This is a genomic window from Butyricicoccus sp. AM05-1 (assembly GCF_003474415.1).
In the GTDB taxonomy this organism is placed as follows: Bacteria; Bacillota; Clostridia; order Oscillospirales; family Butyricicoccaceae; genus Agathobaculum; species Agathobaculum butyriciproducens.
Window position 1 is genome coordinate 80729 of the sequence record NZ_QUDG01000005.1, and the last position, 15683, is coordinate 96411.

A 15683-nucleotide genomic window follows, 5' to 3' on the forward strand; every position below is an offset into this window, starting at 1 on the left:
TTACAGCAGCATTCCGATTCCCGCAAGGAGCAGGGAAATCACGGCCATTCCCAGTGTTCCGAACAGCCATTTCTTCTGCTTGTCTGCTTTCGAGATGTACGGCATCAGATCCTCGGTTCCCGGTATTACCCACGTCTTGGTGTGTCCGACCCAATAGCCGTCGATGCCAAGCCGGTCGATGAGATTCATCACAGACAGGATTACAAAGCACTGCCAGAAGCCGCCCCAAAAAGTCTGCGCACCATTGATGGCATACACGAAAATGAGCACATAAGCAAGATATCCCGGAACGCAGATCCGCTTGAAGCGCAGCGAGCTTTGCTTGATCTTTTCCTTTGTGGTCAGCCCCAGTGCGATGCATCGCTCCTGCACCTTTTCGTCATACAGATGCACCATGCCGACAGCGCCCTTGTGGATGCCGATGGCGCACACCAAGACCAGCAGCGCCCCCAGCCCCAGTCCTTCCAGAATCGTTTGCAGCAGCATTCCTTATTCCTCCCGCTTCTGTCCTGTCACGCAGAGCCAGCCAATTTTGCTTTTATGGATTTGAACATTGCAGAATCCGGCGTTTTCCAGAAATGTTTTCAGCTCATCGCCGCTGTATATGGTCATACCGCCGATAATCTCCGTCCACTTCTCATCCTTGTCCGTGTCGCCACTGCTCTCGTTGCAGATGAGAAAGGTTCCGCCGGGCTTCAGCACCCGATAAATCACCCGAAAACATTGCGGCAGATTCGGCCAGAAGTAGACTGTCTCAAAAGCGGTGACCGCATCGAACCAGTCATCTGCGAAGATCATATCCGCCACACTGCCTTGCAGGACGGCACAGCGCCCCTCCGCGATGGCGGTCTCGTTGACCTTTTTCGTCTTCTCCACGCTGACGGGCGAATAGTCGATGCCCTTCACGATCCCCTGCGGGTATTTTTTCAGAAGTCTCTTGATGTTTGCCCCGCCGCCGCAGCCGCAGTCCAGCACCTTGGCATCCGGCGCAGCATTCAGAAATTGAAGCCCCCAGCGCGCCACAGGGCTGTGACCCAAATTCATCATGGCGACCATGAGCTTCCCGCCGAGGCCCACAGGTTTGCGGGTGTTTTCAAAGAATGACATCTTCTACAACTCCTTTTCCAGAACGATGATCTTATTGGAAATATTCCGCACGGCGGGCAGCTTTTCCAGCAGTTTATAGATCGGTGCGAATGCCGCCATGCCCTCCGTCAGACTGTGTTCCTCCATGAATCGAAAACCCGGCAGCAGTTCGGCAAGTGCTTTCCCATTCTTGATTCCCCAGTTGAATTTATGGTCCGGGCGATAACGCCGCTGTGCATGGCTGCATCTTTGTCGGCAAGGGAAAAATCGTAGTCCAGCTTTTCGATGAGTTCTTCCGCTTTTGCATCGTGAATCGCGCCGCGTCCCCGGCTCTCCTTTGCCCTTGCGTAAATGGTTTGCAACATCGTCTTCGGCACGCCGGAGAGTTTGATCTTTTCTCTCATATCATCTTTCCTCCGCTTGCATAGTCAGAAATTTTTCCGCATACCGGCAGAATTTTTCCGGGTGTACCATCACCAGCTCCGCATGGGCCATCTTGGGGATGCCATGGATGCGCGCCTTAGGAAAATAGCGCTTGATGAACCGGATATCCCGCCTGCGATCCTTCTTTTCATCGTCGCCGTACCAGTAGGTGATTTTCGCACCGATTTTAGCGGAGCGCTTCGGAAGCGCATAGTTGTTGGCAGACCAGAATACATTGCGGATCGTCCGAACGGAAAAAGTTTTGAGATAGGCTTCCATGGCGTCGTACTCCTTTTTGGGGTCGTGCCCTGCGGTGGTAAACCGTTCCGGCGGAAAGGCCGCTTCCAGAATTTTTCGGCTGTTCGCCGCCATTTTAAAGGACACAATATCCCGCCAAAGCAGCAGCTTTCGCACCGGGTAGAGCAGCTGATAGGGCGTGATCCCGCCGTCAATAATAGCCCGGTCGATGGACATTTCCCCCAATGCCAGCATACGGGTCAAGCAGGCGCCGCCCATGGAGCAGCCATAGGCCCCGTCCAGACGGGAGACGCCGTGGCTCTTCAAATAGGAGATCACCTCGTCCACGGTCTGCTCGACTGAGGTGAAATCCCCGGGATACTCCGGCTGATGGCCGTCATACACCACCTGAAAAACATGCCATCTCTGAGAAAGCAGCGTGATCGTGTCGGCAAAAGCCCATACAGGCTCTGCCGTGCAGGGGAAAAACAGCAGCGTCCGCTCCTGCGCCTGCCCGTGTTCCAATATCTGCATGGCTCACCCCTCCGATTTCACGCACTCTGCGTAGGTCAGTGGGAACGAGGCTTTCAGCACGGTGCTTTTCCGCACCGTCCAGCCGTTTTCCCGCAGAAATGCCAGATATTCGTGGCTTGTCCACTTGCTGTGGAGAGGGAAGCCCATCAGCTTCATGAAAAATGCTTTGATCTTTCCACGAAAGTCATTACCGGCATGAGTAAAGGTCGGTGCGACCAGTATCCCATCCTCTTTCAGCACCCGACGAATTTCAGAGAGGGCTTTCTCCGGCTCCGGCACGATATGCAGCGCATTGGCCACGATGACCACGTCAAAGCTTTCGTCGGCATAAGGTAGGTGGAACATATCCTGCACGGAGAAATGCAGCTTGGCGGATCGGTTGTCCCGCTTCGCTTCTGCGATCATCTCCGGCGAAGCGTCTGTGGCATCAATATGAGCGGCACTGTTTACAATGTTTTTGGCGATCAGCCCCGTGCCTGTGGCCAGCTCCAGCACGGTTTTGTGCCGCACCACGGGGCGCAGCAGCTCGTACATCTGCTCATAAGCTGCGGCGTCCTTTCGCATGAAGCGGTCGTACCGCCCGGCGTTTTTATCCCAGAAATTTTTTTGCTTTTCCATTGTCCTGTCCTCATAGCAAGATGTTAAATCCATCTAACTCACATGGATGGCACAGACGGGTTAGAGCATGCTAACCGCAGTCCTTTGAAAAAGCCGCATCACTGCGGCTTTTCCGCTTATGCAAATAGCTCCCGGCAGGCGCCCCGCACCAGCGTTTCCAGCACTTGCGGATAGAGCACCCCAATCTGCTCCTGATGGGAGACGGTTAAAATCAAGCCCCGCACTGAGGCGGCAGCCAGCGCCATACCGCCCTTGGGCTGCAAGCCGCCCATCTCCAGCAGGGTACGGATGTGCGTCTCGCCATCGTGGTAGTGGGCGGTCTTCACTTCTTCCGGCAGCCGGTGCAGAAGAAAATCTGCGTCATTTTCGATGAACACAAAGGCTTTTGTCTTGGAGAGCCAACGGCAGGCCGCCAGGATCGCCGCTGCCGCGCGGTCGGCAGGCAATAAGGCTGTATTTTCCTGCAAAGACTTCTGCGCTGCCGCGAAGCACTCGGTATGGATGTCCTCCAGTACAGCGAAAAACAGCAGCTCTTTGGAATCAAAGAATTTGTAAAATGATCCCTTGGAGATCCCAACGGCCTCCGTCAGCTGCTCCACAGAGGTTTTTCGCATCCCAATGGTAATGCCGCAGCGCCGGGCCTCCCGGATCAGGGTCTTTGCGGATCTGTTCATTCTGTTCATCTGTAAAAGCCACTGCGCACGCTCCTTGGATTTATGACCACATTGTTCATTTCAGTCAAATTGTAGCACGATCCGAAGATGTTGTCAACGGCGTCGTTTTGCTTTCCATCATGATCAAATCAGCTCCAGCCTTTCCATCTCAAACGGCACAACCACGGATTTCAGCAGTCTCGTCTCCGGCAAACCCTGCACAAACCGTATCGCCGTCTTTGCAAAGATATTGCTTTTCACCGTGTCCCAATCCGCTAGCTTTACGATCTCCGCCGTGCCGTTTTCAAAATCAAACCGAAGCTTGCCCCATTCGCCGTCGTTGTCTGCCTGATACAGGTAGACAGCGGCGGCTATTTTTTTCTTCTTGCGGCGCTCGGTCTGTTTCAGCGTCACGGTATGGATCACACCGCTTTCCAGCAGCTTCCGCCGCAGTTTGTCTAATGTACGCCGGTAGAACCGCTCCGCACCGCTGGCTGTCGTTCCTTCAAAATCCACCGCTAAATCTTCAAAGGTGGACTGCGTGGACAAGGGGCTGACGCGCCCGCAGGTCATGCAGATGGCGTTCCGCTTTTCCAGTACCATTGCTCTTTGTAGGAAAGCTGCTCAAACGCCGCCGTGACCGTCTTTGCCTGAATCCCGTTCCAGAGGATTTCGGCGTAATTCCAGCTATCGTCGCGCGTCACATCCTCGCCGGTTTCTTCGCCGTCCTCGTCCTGCTCCGTGCGGTAGAGGGAAACAATGCTGCGGTTGCGCTGGGCAATGGTCAGCAGCTCATCCGCAGATACGCTATCGTCCTTGTACCCGCTTTGAGCGGCAAACGCGGAAACTACCTCCGCGCGTCTCTTACCCGAATTGTTATAGATTGCGCCGATCTGACGCACACGCCGGTACTCCACAAGACTGGCAAAGGAACCGACTTCTCCCATCATAGGGCAGAACAGCAGCCCGTCCTGAATATAATGCTTCGCGTATTTCAGGAATTCTGTTTCCTGCGCCGGGTCGAACCTCGGCAGGCAAAACAGCAGCATTTGCAGGAGTTCCAACTTGTAGTCCAGAAAACGCGCCGGGTCGTAGCGGTCAATGCCATTGCGGGTGAGAAACCTGTAAATCACGCTATTCAGACGCTTTTCAAAGTGGTGCAGGAAGAAGGAAAAGTATGCAAGGTCTTTGTGACGGACAGTTTCGCGTATGTAGTCGTCCAGCTCCATTTGCGGCGGTTCCGGGTCAAGCCGAAAGATGTTCCGGACTTCGCACATGGTCAGGCTGTCCTCATTGGCGAACGGCACTTTGGACGCATAACCGGACAGCTCCCATGTGTAGCCCGCAAGCTGTGCCGGTATCAGTTTGTTACGGTTATCCTCCATGTCTGCACCTCCCACCGCTATGGCGTTCCATTACCGCTCCATCGTTTCCTTCGCTTCCGCCAGCAGAGCCGCCTGCTCCATCTCGGCGGCATATCCGCCCTGCGCATAGCAGCTGTCTTGCAGGGCCTTTTCCAGCTTGCTTTTTGCCAGTGCTTTCATTGCGGCGGCGGTCTGCTCATCGAGTGTGCCGCGGCCAAGATACTGCGTGATCGTGTTGAACCGCTTCGTATAGATTTTCTTGATGGGATGGTCGGCGGCAAGCTCCCGCTGCTCCCGTCCACGAAGATTCCCGACTTGGCGGCAGGTGCGCCCACGTTTGTCTCCGGGAGCCAGACCGTCACAGTACTTGGCATATCTTGCGTCAGTGGTCAGAAACCATTTCCCACAGACCGCGCATTTCCTCGGCGCGTGTCCGACGCATAAACCTTCAAAAAGATCGGCGAGGAACATCCCAACGAAGGATACAAAATGCATCCGCTTGACAAGCTGCGCCTGCGTATTTCCGAGACGGATCGCAGGGACATACTGCACTGTCGCATTGGTCAGTGCCATCCATGATGGATTGCTTTCCTCCAGAGTCACGTTTTCCTTGAAAAACTGCCCGAATGCAGCGGCGTATCCCGCAGGCGTTCGTATTTCGGCATTCTCTTGCAGAAATTCTGCAAACGCCGTCATAGTTTTCTTGTACTGGTGCAGGGAATAGCTCAAATGCCCCAGCACTGGAATAACGCGCACCAGCAGCGCCGCCAAGGGATGCGCTCCTGTGATATTGCTGGCTGCCTGCTGCTCCATCGGGAGCTGCAAATACTCGTTCAGCTCGGTAAATGCTTCCTCGGAAAACGCCTGCATGAGATAATCTTCAAACTGCTTTCTGTCCAAGCGGGAGAACGGTTGGACATCATGCAGCGCATGAATGATGGTCTGTCCCGCCTCCTGCGCTTTCGGAAGAAGCTGCCTATCCACATTCTTTGCCCCGATGCCGGTCAGCAGCAGATTCAAGGTCATGCACGGCGCGTCCAACTGCGTAATCGTTTCGTCTGGGATATTCAGTACCGCACAGCCAATCGTGCCGGTCGGCATGACGCTGCCTGCGTAGGTTACGGTATCCTGCCAGAAATCCAGAGATAAAACCTTGTGACGGATAAGCTCCTGTGCCATGCTGCACCCTCCTGTCATGTTTTTTTGAAATGAACTTGTCATGCCATCCGCCTGCTTTTTGCGAATCTGAACATAAAACAGGCAGAGAGGTGTGAAAGCTGCCTCTCCAATCTATTTTACGGAGGATAACGCATGAATTGTTTTCAGAACGTCAAATATGGCGTAAGCTGCCGGGAGGCGGCGGAGCGGTACGGCGTGGAGGTCAACCATTACGGCATGGCGCTCTGCCCGTTCCACAATGACCGGCATCCCAGCCTGTATGTGGCGGACGATCACTATTATTGCTTCGCCTGCGGGGAGCACGGAGATGTGATTGATTTTGTAAGCAAGCTGTTCCGGCTCTCGCTGTATGATGCAGCGCAGAAGCTGGCCGCGGACTTTCACCTCACCCCGGACAAGCCGCCCAGCGCAGCGGCGCTCCATGCAAAGCGTGTCCGAACAGAAGCACAGCAGCTCAGAGAAAACGAGCGGCTGTGCTTTTCTGTTCTGTCCGATTATGCCCGTGTGCTGCGGGACCGGAAGGTACGCTGTGCGCCGCAATTACCGGATGAACGATTTGTAGAAGCCTGCCACAAGCTGGATGAGGTGGAGTATTACTTGGATATTCTGTGCGCGGGTGATTCCTATGAACGCGCCGAGGTAGTTCGTTATCTGCTTGCAGATGGTCGGTTGGACAAGCTCAAGAAAACAATCAATGGGAGGGACGCCGCGTGAACAAGAAGTATGCATGGCTTGATTTCCCAGCATGGTTCGACGGCAAGGACGTCAATGAGGCAGCCTTTTGCCGGGAGTTTTTGTCAAAGAACAAGCTCATCTATACGGACAACGCATTTTTCACACCGGATGGGCGGCTGACAGACCCGCTGCTGCTGAAAGAGAAAATCTATGCCGAACTGGAGTGCTGTGCCGCAAAGAACATTCCGCGCACCATTTCCAATATCGTGGAGATCATGAAGCTGGCGGCTCATGCAGAGAGTTTCCCGCCGAAGCCGGATGAGATTCATGTGCAGAACGGGACGCTCCGCATCGATGGCAGCTTTCTCGCAGGACGTTCTGAAATCGTGCGCAGCCGGTTTCCCATTGCTTACAATCCGCAGGCGGAGGAGCCGGTTGTCTGGCTGCGTTTTCTCTCCGACCTACTTTACCCGGAGGACATTCCCACCTTTCAGGAATATATCGGCTATTGCCTCGTTCCCAGCACCAAGGGGCAGCGCATGATGATCCTCAAGGGCGAGGGCGGCGAAGGAAAATCGCAGATCGGTCCCGTGCTGGCGCGGCTGTTTGGCTGCAATATGAAGGACGGCAGCATCGCAAAAATTTCCGACAACCGGTTTGCCCGCGCCGATCTGGAGCACATTCATCTTCTTGTGGATGACGATATGAAAATGGAGGCTCTAAAGCAGACCAACTATGTCAAATCCATCGTTACCGCACAGGATAAGATAGATCTGGAACGCAAAAGCGTCCAGAGCTATCAGGGGTGGATGTATGCCCGGCTGCTGGCATTCTCCAATGGCGATCTGCAATCCCTCTACGACCGCAGCAACGGCTTTTACCGCCGCCAACTGATCCTGACCACAAAAGAGAAGCCTGCCAATCGTGTGGACGATCCTGACATTGCCGAGAAGATGAAGCGAGAGGTCGAGGGCATTTTTCTCTGGGCGCTTGAGGGCTTGCAGCGGCTTGCGGCAAACAGCTTCCGATTCACGGAAAGCCCCCGGACACTGAACAATCGGGAGTACGTCAAGCGTGACGCCAACAATGCCATCGACTTTATGGAATCCATCGGCTATATTCGGCTGAAGGCGGATATGTCTGTCACCTCCAAGGAGCTGTATGCCATTTACGGAATCTGGTGCGATGAAAACGGGCTGACACCTATCAGGCAGCGCTCGTTCAGCGATTTTCTGACGCGCACCCAATCGTGAACAAAGCTGCCCATGCCGTGAAATGCTGCCTGCCCTGCGCCATCGGTACGTATGTACACAGCAAAATGCCGTAATTCCGCTATGTACAGAGTGCTGGTAGGATGTCAAAAAAGGCACATTGCAGTCAATCCTTGTGAAATTCATGGAAATTTTCACTGTAAGCCGAACGCAATGCACCGTCCGGTGGTTTACCGTAGTGTGAAGCCATTGCACTGGGATGTGGTATATCCCACCGTTCCGCATGACCTCGCCCAGAACGATGAAGCCGATAGGGTGCTGCTGCGAACAGGGCATCACGGGCAGAAATCTGAGCGGATTTGTGGCATGGCAGATTTTTCATCTCCCCGCACACCAGCATCACCGATACGAAACCACACTACACGAAATTATGGAGGGAAAAAGCATGAAATCCAATCTGAGAAACGAAATCAAGTCGTACATCGTCCGTCAGGGAATGACCATGCAGAGGGTGGTCGATCTGCTGCATGACGAACACGGCTGGTCTGACAGCGTATCCAACCTGTCCAACAAGCTCCAGCGGGAGTCCCTACGCTACACAGAGGCTGTTCAGCTTGCCGACGCGCTGGGGTATGAAATCGTCTGGCAGCGAAAGAAAAACTGACGAACCGAGAATATCCCGAAAGTCCCACCGGGACGAAGGGCGCACTTCTATACATGGTCAAGCCCTGTATGTGCGTCCTGCGGAGCCTATCGCCCGGACAGTTGCGTGTCCGGGCTGTTTTGCGTCACTTTGTTCCGTACAAGGGGCTGGCCTCGCCTGCCGGCTCGGTCGGCGCTTCAAAGCGTTTCACGCTTTGAGGTCTCCACCGGAGACCCGCGCCCCCTTGCGACGCTTGCGCGTCTATCCCTGCCCACTTTGCAGCGGAAACAATCTGCTGACGCAGACAATTTCCACCGCAAAGTCTGAACAACTATTTCACCAATTTTGAAGGAGGTCACACAATGTCAAAACAGAAAACCCTTGCCGAGCTGAATGCCGAGAAAGAAAACATTGAGCGGCAGCTTGCACAGGAGCAGCACAAGAAGCAGCGTCTGGAAAACCGAATCGCCTACTATGAGCGCGGCGACCGAACCAAACGCGCACACAACCTGATCGTCCGCAGCGCGGATATGGAAAGCATTGCTCCGCTGACGAAGCTGTTGACACGTGCTGAGTTTTATGCCTTTGCCGAAAAGGTTTTTGACCTGCCGGTGGTCAAAGGTCTGCTCATGGCAGCGGTCAACGAACACAACCGGGCTGAACAGAAAGAGGGGGGCTAAGTATCGCGTTATTCCACTTTCATGTAACCCAGATCAAGCGCAGTGCGGGGCAGTCCGTCGTGGCGTCTGCCGCCTACCGTGCTGGGGAAAAGCTGCACAGCGAATACTACGGCGAGATCAGCGACTACACCCGAAAAGGCGACGTAATCTGTTCGGAAATCCTGCTGCCATCTCATGCGCCGCCGGAGTATGCAGACCGAGAAACGCTCTGGAATGCGGTTGAAAAAGCCGAACGCGGAAAGAAAGCACAGCTTGCCTACAGCTTTGACATTGCCTTGCAGAACGAGTTTTCCATGCAGGAGAACATCGACCTTGCAAGGCGATTTTTGTTGGACAATTTTGTGAGCCGGGGCATGGTGGTGGACTTTGCCGTTCACTCGCCAGACAAAGAGGACGGCGGCATTTCTAACCCGCATTTTCATGTCATGTGTCCGATTCGTCCTATTGAGTCAGACGGCAGGTGGGGCAATAAGCAGCGGCGGGAATATGTGTTGGACGAGCATGGTGAGCGTATTCTGGATGAGGCGGACAACTATATGTTCAACGCTGTGCCGACCACCGACTGGGGCAGTCCCGAAACCTTGGAGCATTGGCGGCAGGCGTGGGCTGATCTGTGCAACGCGAAGTTTGCGGAGAAAGGTTTGGATTGCCGGATCGACCACCGCAGCTATGCCCGTCAAGGCATTGAACAGATTCCTACCGTCCATGAGGGGCCGTCTGTCCGCGCAATGGAAGCGAAGGGCATCCGTACCGACAAGGTCGACTTCAACCGCTGGGTTTGCAAAACCAACGCCATGCTGCGGGAAGCAAAAGAGAAAATCAACGCGCTGATCAGATGGCTGAAAGACGTAAAAGCCGAGCTTGAGAAACCACAGCCGCCCACACTGAATGATCTGCTGGCACTGCATTGCGCCAATCGTAACAAAGGCGCGTACAGCAACAAGGCGAAGAACGCCAACTTGCAGCGCTACGCCGAGGCGTTCAGCTTTCTGCAATCCAAGGACCTTCACACCGTGGACGATCTGGAAAATACGCCTCACGCCTTGCAGAACAAGATCGACACGCTGAAAAAATCTGCATCAGCAAAGCAATCCCGCATCAAGGAACTGGACGAGCTGCTGCGCATGGCACAGTATTATGTCGATGGAAAACCGGTTGCGGATAAGCTGGGAAGCATCCGTTTTGAAAAATCCAGACAAAAATACAAGTCGGAGCATGACGATACGCTGCGGACGTTTTATATGGCGGAACGCAAGCTGAAACCGTATTTCAAGGATGGCAAGCTACCCATCACCGCATGGTGCAGAGAGCGTGATCGGTTGGAGCAGGAGCGGCAGCAGACACAACTGCACAGCCGCAAAAACGAAATAGAATTATGAGAAAGGAATCGTATATGGAAAAATTATCAGCATTGACAAAATCAACCGTGCCGTGATGGAGGGGAAAGACGATTTGGTCTTTGAGCTTTGCAAGGCCTTTGACCATGAGAGCTGCTTTGATCCGATCTTTGACCCGCCGGAGTCCTTTTATTTTTTCTGACCGGGAGGTGGCTTGTTAATGATAGTGACACAAAACTATGGTAATAATTCCAAGCACACCGATTCTGTCGGCTGACCCGAACGTGAAGGAGGACGTTATGACGGATCAGCAAAAAATTACGATACTCTACTGCCGCCTCAGCAACGAGGATTCGCAGGATGGCGAGATGCGTACAGGAGGGCTTTGAACTCGTCAAGCAGGGATTGGTAGGCTGCTGGCTTTGCAAAGACCTATCTCGCTTTGGTCGTGATTACCTGACTGTAGGCCAGTACACCGACATCATCTTCCCCAGCTACGATGTGCGCTTCATTGCCGTCAACGACGGCGTGGACAGCCAGCGCGGGGACGGTGAGGGCTTTGCCGCAATCCGCAACTTATTTAACGAGTGGTATCCAAGAGATACCTCCAAGAAAGTCCGTACCAGCCTGCGTCAGCGCGGCACCAGCGGCAAGCATCTGGGCAAACCGCCCTATGGCTACCGCTGTGACCCAAATGACAAGGACAAGTGGATTCTGGATGAGGATGCCGCCCCGATTGTCAAGCGCATCTTTGACCTCTGCATTGACGGCAAAGGCCCGGAGCAGATTTCGCGGATTCTTGAAAGGGATCAGGTTCTCACGACCAAGGCGCTGTATGCCAGCCGTAAGGGAAAGCCGATGCCCAAGAACCCGTATGGCTGGAGCGATCAATCCATCGTCGGGATTCTGGAACGGCAGGAATACACCGGATGCACCTGCAATTTCAAGACCTACTCCAAGTCCTACAAGCTGAAAAAGAGGATTCCCAACAATCCGGAGGATATGTTCATCGTGCCGGACACGCAGGAAGCTATCGCGTCTCAGGCACAATGGGACAGAGTGCAGGAGCTGCGCAAAAACAAACGCCGTCCCGTGAAAGCGGAACGGCAGGGATTATTCGCAGGACTGGTCTACTGTGCAGGCTGCGGCAGCAAGCTTCATTTCGCCACCTGCAAGGGCTTTGAGGGCAAGCAGGATCACTATCGCTGCTCCAAGTACAAGAGCGGACGAGGCGAATGCAGCGCACACTATATCCGGGAAGATGTACTGCGGGAACTGGTACAGGAACGGATTCAGGCGGTCAATGCGTATATCCGCAGCGATGTGGAGGGCTTTCAGGAGGAGTGGCTGCATTACCGCCGCGCCGATCAGGAACGAGACATCCGGGAAGATCAGAAGCGCGTGGAGCAGGCAAGAAAACGCCTTGCCACCCTCGATGTGGTCATATCCCGGCTCTATGAGGACTATGCTCTCGGTGAGATCGGCAAGGAAAAGTACAAGAAGATGACTGCTGATTATGAAGCGGAGCAGGAACGGTTAAAGCTCGAAATTGAAACAACGGAAGAATGGGTCGAGCAGCGGCAGGCAATGGGCGATGATCTGGACGCTTTCATTGCGCTGACGAAAAAGTATGTGGATGTCACGGAGCTGACGCAGACGATTGTCAACGAGTATATCAAGAAGATCGTCATTCACGCACCGGATAAGTTTGACGGCAAGCGCCGACAGAAGGTTGAGATTTTCTTCAACTTCGTGGACGATGTGGGGATCCCCGTGCTGGCAGAACCCATGATCGCAGAATCTACCCTTGGACGCAGAAAAACGGCGTGACCTTCACGGTCACACCGTCCTCTGCCCCAACCGCAAGACTTATAGTTCCTTACGACTGTTAAGCCTTGGTTTCGGGTTCTTTTTGTGTGTAATTGAGAATGGAAAATGAACGCAGTTTCTTTCTGGTTTGTGCAGGGTGTATCGTATGGGAGTACAGTGTGCACCCATAGCACGACCGAACGCGCCAGGTTAACGGTGTTTTGGGTGCCTCTACGGTTAGGTGTTTGCAAATGAATTGACAAATGGCGGGGCGCTCCGGAGTGGTCTCTTGCATTTTGGGCAATTCACCCTCTGAGGGCACGCAACCCTACGGAGTATGTAGAACGGGTGCCGTTTTCACGAGGTATACCATTACATTCATCATTTATTTTCTGTTTTCAATTCTCCGTTTGCAACACGGGAAACAAAATTTCAGACAAAAACAAAACAGGCTCGGATAAACCGAGCCTGCTTTGCTGTGATCGGGAGGTGTGATCCGATCACAAAGAAGAAAAGAGTAAAAAAGAAAGGAAAAAGAGAGATAGTCAATTAGTAAAGCTGTGTTTTACAGCGTTTGTGCTGTTTTTAAGCACTTTCTTTGAACAATTACAGTATAGCGTGGTTTTCGTCAAAATGCAAGAAAAAATGTTCGGCAGTTTGTATAAAAATACTATAAAATTTTTCGGCGGGAATTGTGCTTTGCGTTGAGCGTGTGAAAAACCGCCATCTCTCAAACCGCTTCGTTTGTGAAAAATCGCGTCTGGTGGAAATCTATCCCTTGACATATTGCTCATATTGTATATAATGAGTATATACAATAAAAGAGGGAGGGACGGCATGGACATCATAGTATCCAACATGGACAGCACGCCGATCTACGAGCAGATCACACGCCAGATCAAGGCGAAAATCCTCGGCGGAGAGCTGCAGCCGGGGGAGGCGCTGCCGTCTATGCGCCTGCTGGCGAAGGAACTGCGCATCAGCGTTATCACGACCAAGCGTGCGTATGAGGAGCTCGAGCGCGAGGGCTTGATCACCAGCCAGACCGGACGCGGCAGCTTTGTTGCACCGGTCAGCAGCGAACGTTTGCGGGAAGCGCAGCTTCGCACGGCAGAGCAGCACCTGACGGACGCTGTGCAGGCGGCAAGACTGGCCGGACTGTCTGCGGACGAGTTTGCAGAGCTGGCACGGACACTGTTTGAGGAGGAAGGATTATGAGAGAGAATGCACTGGAGCTGCACGGCGTCTGCAAGAAATACGGCGGCTTTGCGCTCCGCAATGTGGGATTTACCCTGCTGAGAGGCACGGTAATGGGTTTAATAGGAGAAAACGGTGCCGGAAAGACAACGACCATCAAGGCGGTGCTCGACCTCATCCGGCCGGACAGCGGCGAGATTACCGTGCTGGGGGGACACGGCTCGAATCTGTCCGTCCGTGAGAAGATCGGCGTGGTGCTCGAGGACGGCGGTTTCCCGAGCACGATGAGCGCCGCACAGGTGAGCACGCTGCTCGGCAGAGCGTACAAAAACTGGAACGCGGAGCAGTTTGCGTCGTACATCGAAAAATTCGGCATTGACCGAGAAAAGGCCATCAGGGACTACTCCAAGGGCATGAAAACCAAGCTGAATCTCGCGGCAGCGCTGTCGCATCATGCGGAGCTGCTGCTGCTTGACGAGCCGACGAGCGGCCTTGATCCGGTCGTGCGGGATGAGGTGCTCGATCTGCTGTACGACTTCATGCAGGACGAAAATCACGCGATCCTGTTGTCCAGTCATATCACGAGCGATTTGGATAAAATCGCGGACGAGATCACCTTCATCCACAAGGGCAAGGTGCTGCTGAGCGAGCCGCGCGACGAGCTGCTCGACACCTGCGGTATACTGCGCTGCACCGCCGATCAGCTGGATGCCCTTGACCCGTCCGCCGTGCGGGCAAAGCGCGTGGGCACGTTCGGCTGTGAAGCCTTGGTAAGACGTGACGGCGTACCGGAGAACTGGTCGGTTGAGCCGGTCAACATCGAACAGATCATGCTGTTCCTGACGAGAGGGGAGGACGCAAGATGAAAGCAATGCTGTATGCGGACTGGATGAATCTGCGCCGGTCGATGAAGGCGATTTTGATAGTGGTGGCTGTCATTGCGGTGGCTTCACTGACGTGGGAAAACAATGCGTCGTTCGTGTCGTTTATTCTGGTGATGCTGTCGCTGATGGTGCCCGCAACGCTGATGAGCAGTGACCGAGCCTACGGCTGGGATAAGCTCAGTCTGTCGCTGCCCATCTCCCGAAAAGACGTGGTGAGCAGTAAATTTGTGCTCTGTCTGCTGGTGAATCTGGTAACTTTCCTGCTGGGAACCGCGTACATTGCGAGTATGGATATTTTTTACGGCAATGCAATGGCAGAGAATATGCTCGGTCTGCTGGCGTGCGAAGCGGTTGGTCTGGCACTGACCGGCATTGACATGGCGCTCATCCTGCGGTTTGGTCCGGATCGCGGTCGGTATTTACTCCTTGCCGTGGTGTGGGTGCCGATCATCCTGCTGACCGTCGTCAAAAAGCATCCGGCGTTCAACAAACTCGTGCAGGCCGTCGGCAGCATAGACAGTTGGTCGGTCGGACAGCTTGCGGCGTTCTTTGGCGTACTAGTGATTGTCGGTGCCATCGTGTACGCGGTATGCTGGCGCATCGGTGTGGGCATTTACCGGAAAAGAGAGTTGTAAATGAATAAAATCCCTCTCGCTCCATATAAATAGGAACGGGAGGGACGGAGAATGAAGATTTTCAGCTTTACACTGCCTCTGGCGGTCGGTGGACTTGCGGCCTGGCTGACGATGGGCAGCATGTCGCAGTATGCGGCGCTGGTGCAGCCGCCGCTTGCACCGCCGGCGTGGATATTCCCCATTGCATGGACGATACTGTATGTGCTCATGGGCTGGGCGAGCCTGCGCGTGCGGCAGTCCGGTTCGCCGGAGCGAAGCAACGCGCTCGCGCTGTATTACACGCAGCTTGCAGTGAATTTCGTGTGGCCGCTGCTGTTTTTTCGCGTTGGACTGTACGGAACGGCGTTCTGGTGGCTGATTCTGCTGCTGGCACTCGTGCTCGTCACCGCAAGGGCGTTTTACCGCATTGACAAGCAGGCGGGATGGCTGCTTGTGCCGTACCTGGTCTGGCTGGTGTACGCGGCTTATCTCAATGCCGGAGTCTGGTTCCTGAATAAATGAAAAACGGGAGCAAATCG

19 protein-coding genes are annotated in these 15683 nt (G+C 54.1%); 10 read left to right on the top strand and 9 right to left on the bottom strand.

The genetic code is table 11. The annotated features are described in order from the left end of the window. The 9 genes from DW088_RS08705 to DW088_RS08745 all read right to left on the bottom strand — a co-directional run bounded on the left by DW088_RS08705 (nt 1) and on the right by DW088_RS08745 (nt 6094). Nucleotides 1-486 carry a hypothetical protein gene (locus tag DW088_RS08705; RefSeq protein WP_118360416.1) on the bottom strand — a complete coding sequence of 162 codons (486 nt, stop codon included), beginning with the start codon at nt 484-486 and terminating at the stop codon, nt 1-3. Nucleotides 487-489: 3 nt separating this feature from the next. Further along, entirely contained in the window at nt 490-1107 is a 618-nt protein-coding gene (locus DW088_RS08710; protein ID WP_118360417.1) for a class I SAM-dependent methyltransferase, read from the bottom strand. 107 nt (nt 1108-1214) lie between these two features. Further along, entirely contained in the window at nt 1215-1490 is a 276-nt protein-coding gene (locus tag DW088_RS08715; RefSeq protein WP_243029846.1) for a hypothetical protein, read from the bottom strand. Nucleotide 1491: 1 nt separating this feature from the next. After that, the gene (locus tag DW088_RS08720) at nt 1492-2280 is read right to left on the bottom strand and encodes an alpha/beta fold hydrolase (protein WP_118360418.1); all 789 of its coding nucleotides are present in this window, start codon (nt 2278-2280) and stop codon (nt 1492-1494) included. A 3-nt stretch (nt 2281-2283) separates the two neighbouring features. Continuing rightward, the gene (locus DW088_RS08725; RefSeq protein ID WP_118360419.1) at nt 2284-2898 is read right to left on the bottom strand and encodes a class I SAM-dependent methyltransferase; all 615 of its coding nucleotides are present in this window, start codon (nt 2896-2898) and stop codon (nt 2284-2286) included. Between the two features lie 116 nt (nt 2899-3014). Then, nucleotides 3015-3572: a TetR/AcrR family transcriptional regulator gene (locus DW088_RS08730; protein ID WP_243029848.1), complete on the bottom strand. Its 558-nt coding sequence runs from the start codon at nt 3570-3572 to the stop codon at nt 3015-3017. 123 nt (nt 3573-3695) lie between these two features. Beyond that, nucleotides 3696-4154, bottom strand: a complete 459-nt coding sequence (locus DW088_RS16280; RefSeq protein WP_243029850.1) for a hypothetical protein — start codon at nt 4152-4154, stop codon at nt 3696-3698. Beyond that, nucleotides 4121-4936 (bottom strand): hypothetical protein, encoded by an 816-nt coding sequence (locus tag DW088_RS08740; protein WP_118360420.1) that lies wholly within the window; start codon nt 4934-4936, stop codon nt 4121-4123. Before DW088_RS08740 ends, DW088_RS16280 begins: the two co-directional genes overlap by 34 nt. Before the next feature lie 30 nt (nt 4937-4966). After that, nucleotides 4967-6094 (bottom strand): DUF6076 domain-containing protein, encoded by a 1128-nt coding sequence (locus DW088_RS08745; protein ID WP_118360421.1) that lies wholly within the window; start codon nt 6092-6094, stop codon nt 4967-4969. A gap of 132 nt (nt 6095-6226) precedes the next feature. On the opposite strand from DW088_RS08745, the gene DW088_RS08750 reads away from it, so the two are divergent. The 10 genes from DW088_RS08750 to DW088_RS08800 all read left to right on the top strand — a co-directional run bounded on the left by DW088_RS08750 (nt 6227) and on the right by DW088_RS08800 (nt 15666). After that, nucleotides 6227-6808: a CHC2 zinc finger domain-containing protein gene (locus DW088_RS08750; RefSeq protein WP_118360422.1), complete on the top strand. Its 582-nt coding sequence runs from the start codon at nt 6227-6229 to the stop codon at nt 6806-6808. Beyond that, the gene (locus tag DW088_RS08755; protein WP_118360423.1) at nt 6805-8022 is read left to right on the top strand and encodes a DNA primase family protein; all 1218 of its coding nucleotides are present in this window, start codon (nt 6805-6807) and stop codon (nt 8020-8022) included. Before DW088_RS08750 ends, DW088_RS08755 begins: the two co-directional genes overlap by 4 nt. A gap of 403 nt (nt 8023-8425) precedes the next feature. Then, nucleotides 8426-8644, top strand: a complete 219-nt coding sequence (locus DW088_RS08765) for a DUF6471 domain-containing protein (RefSeq protein WP_118360425.1) — start codon at nt 8426-8428, stop codon at nt 8642-8644. A gap of 341 nt (nt 8645-8985) precedes the next feature. Continuing rightward, nucleotides 8986-9303 carry a DUF3847 domain-containing protein gene (locus DW088_RS08770; RefSeq protein ID WP_118360426.1) on the top strand — a complete coding sequence of 106 codons (318 nt, stop codon included), beginning with the start codon at nt 8986-8988 and terminating at the stop codon, nt 9301-9303. A gap of 2 nt (nt 9304-9305) precedes the next feature. Next, nucleotides 9306-10682, top strand: coding sequence for a MobQ family relaxase (mobQ, locus tag DW088_RS08775; RefSeq protein WP_118360427.1), 1377 nt, complete (start codon nt 9306-9308; stop codon nt 10680-10682). 318 nt (nt 10683-11000) lie between these two features. Beyond that, nucleotides 11001-12470, top strand: a complete 1470-nt coding sequence (locus DW088_RS08780) for a recombinase family protein (protein ID WP_243029852.1) — start codon at nt 11001-11003, stop codon at nt 12468-12470. Between the two features lie 816 nt (nt 12471-13286). Further along, the gene (locus DW088_RS08785; protein ID WP_118360428.1) at nt 13287-13667 is read left to right on the top strand and encodes a GntR family transcriptional regulator; all 381 of its coding nucleotides are present in this window, start codon (nt 13287-13289) and stop codon (nt 13665-13667) included. Then, nucleotides 13664-14512, top strand: coding sequence for an ABC transporter ATP-binding protein (locus DW088_RS08790; protein ID WP_118360429.1), 849 nt, complete (start codon nt 13664-13666; stop codon nt 14510-14512). Before DW088_RS08785 ends, DW088_RS08790 begins: the two co-directional genes overlap by 4 nt. Further along, nucleotides 14509-15165, top strand: a complete 657-nt coding sequence (locus DW088_RS08795) for an ABC-2 transporter permease (RefSeq protein ID WP_118360430.1) — start codon at nt 14509-14511, stop codon at nt 15163-15165. Before DW088_RS08790 ends, DW088_RS08795 begins: the two co-directional genes overlap by 4 nt. A 51-nt stretch (nt 15166-15216) precedes the next feature. After that, nucleotides 15217-15666: a TspO/MBR family protein gene (locus tag DW088_RS08800; protein ID WP_118360431.1), complete on the top strand. Its 450-nt coding sequence runs from the start codon at nt 15217-15219 to the stop codon at nt 15664-15666. Nucleotides 15667-15683 lie beyond the last annotated feature (17 nt).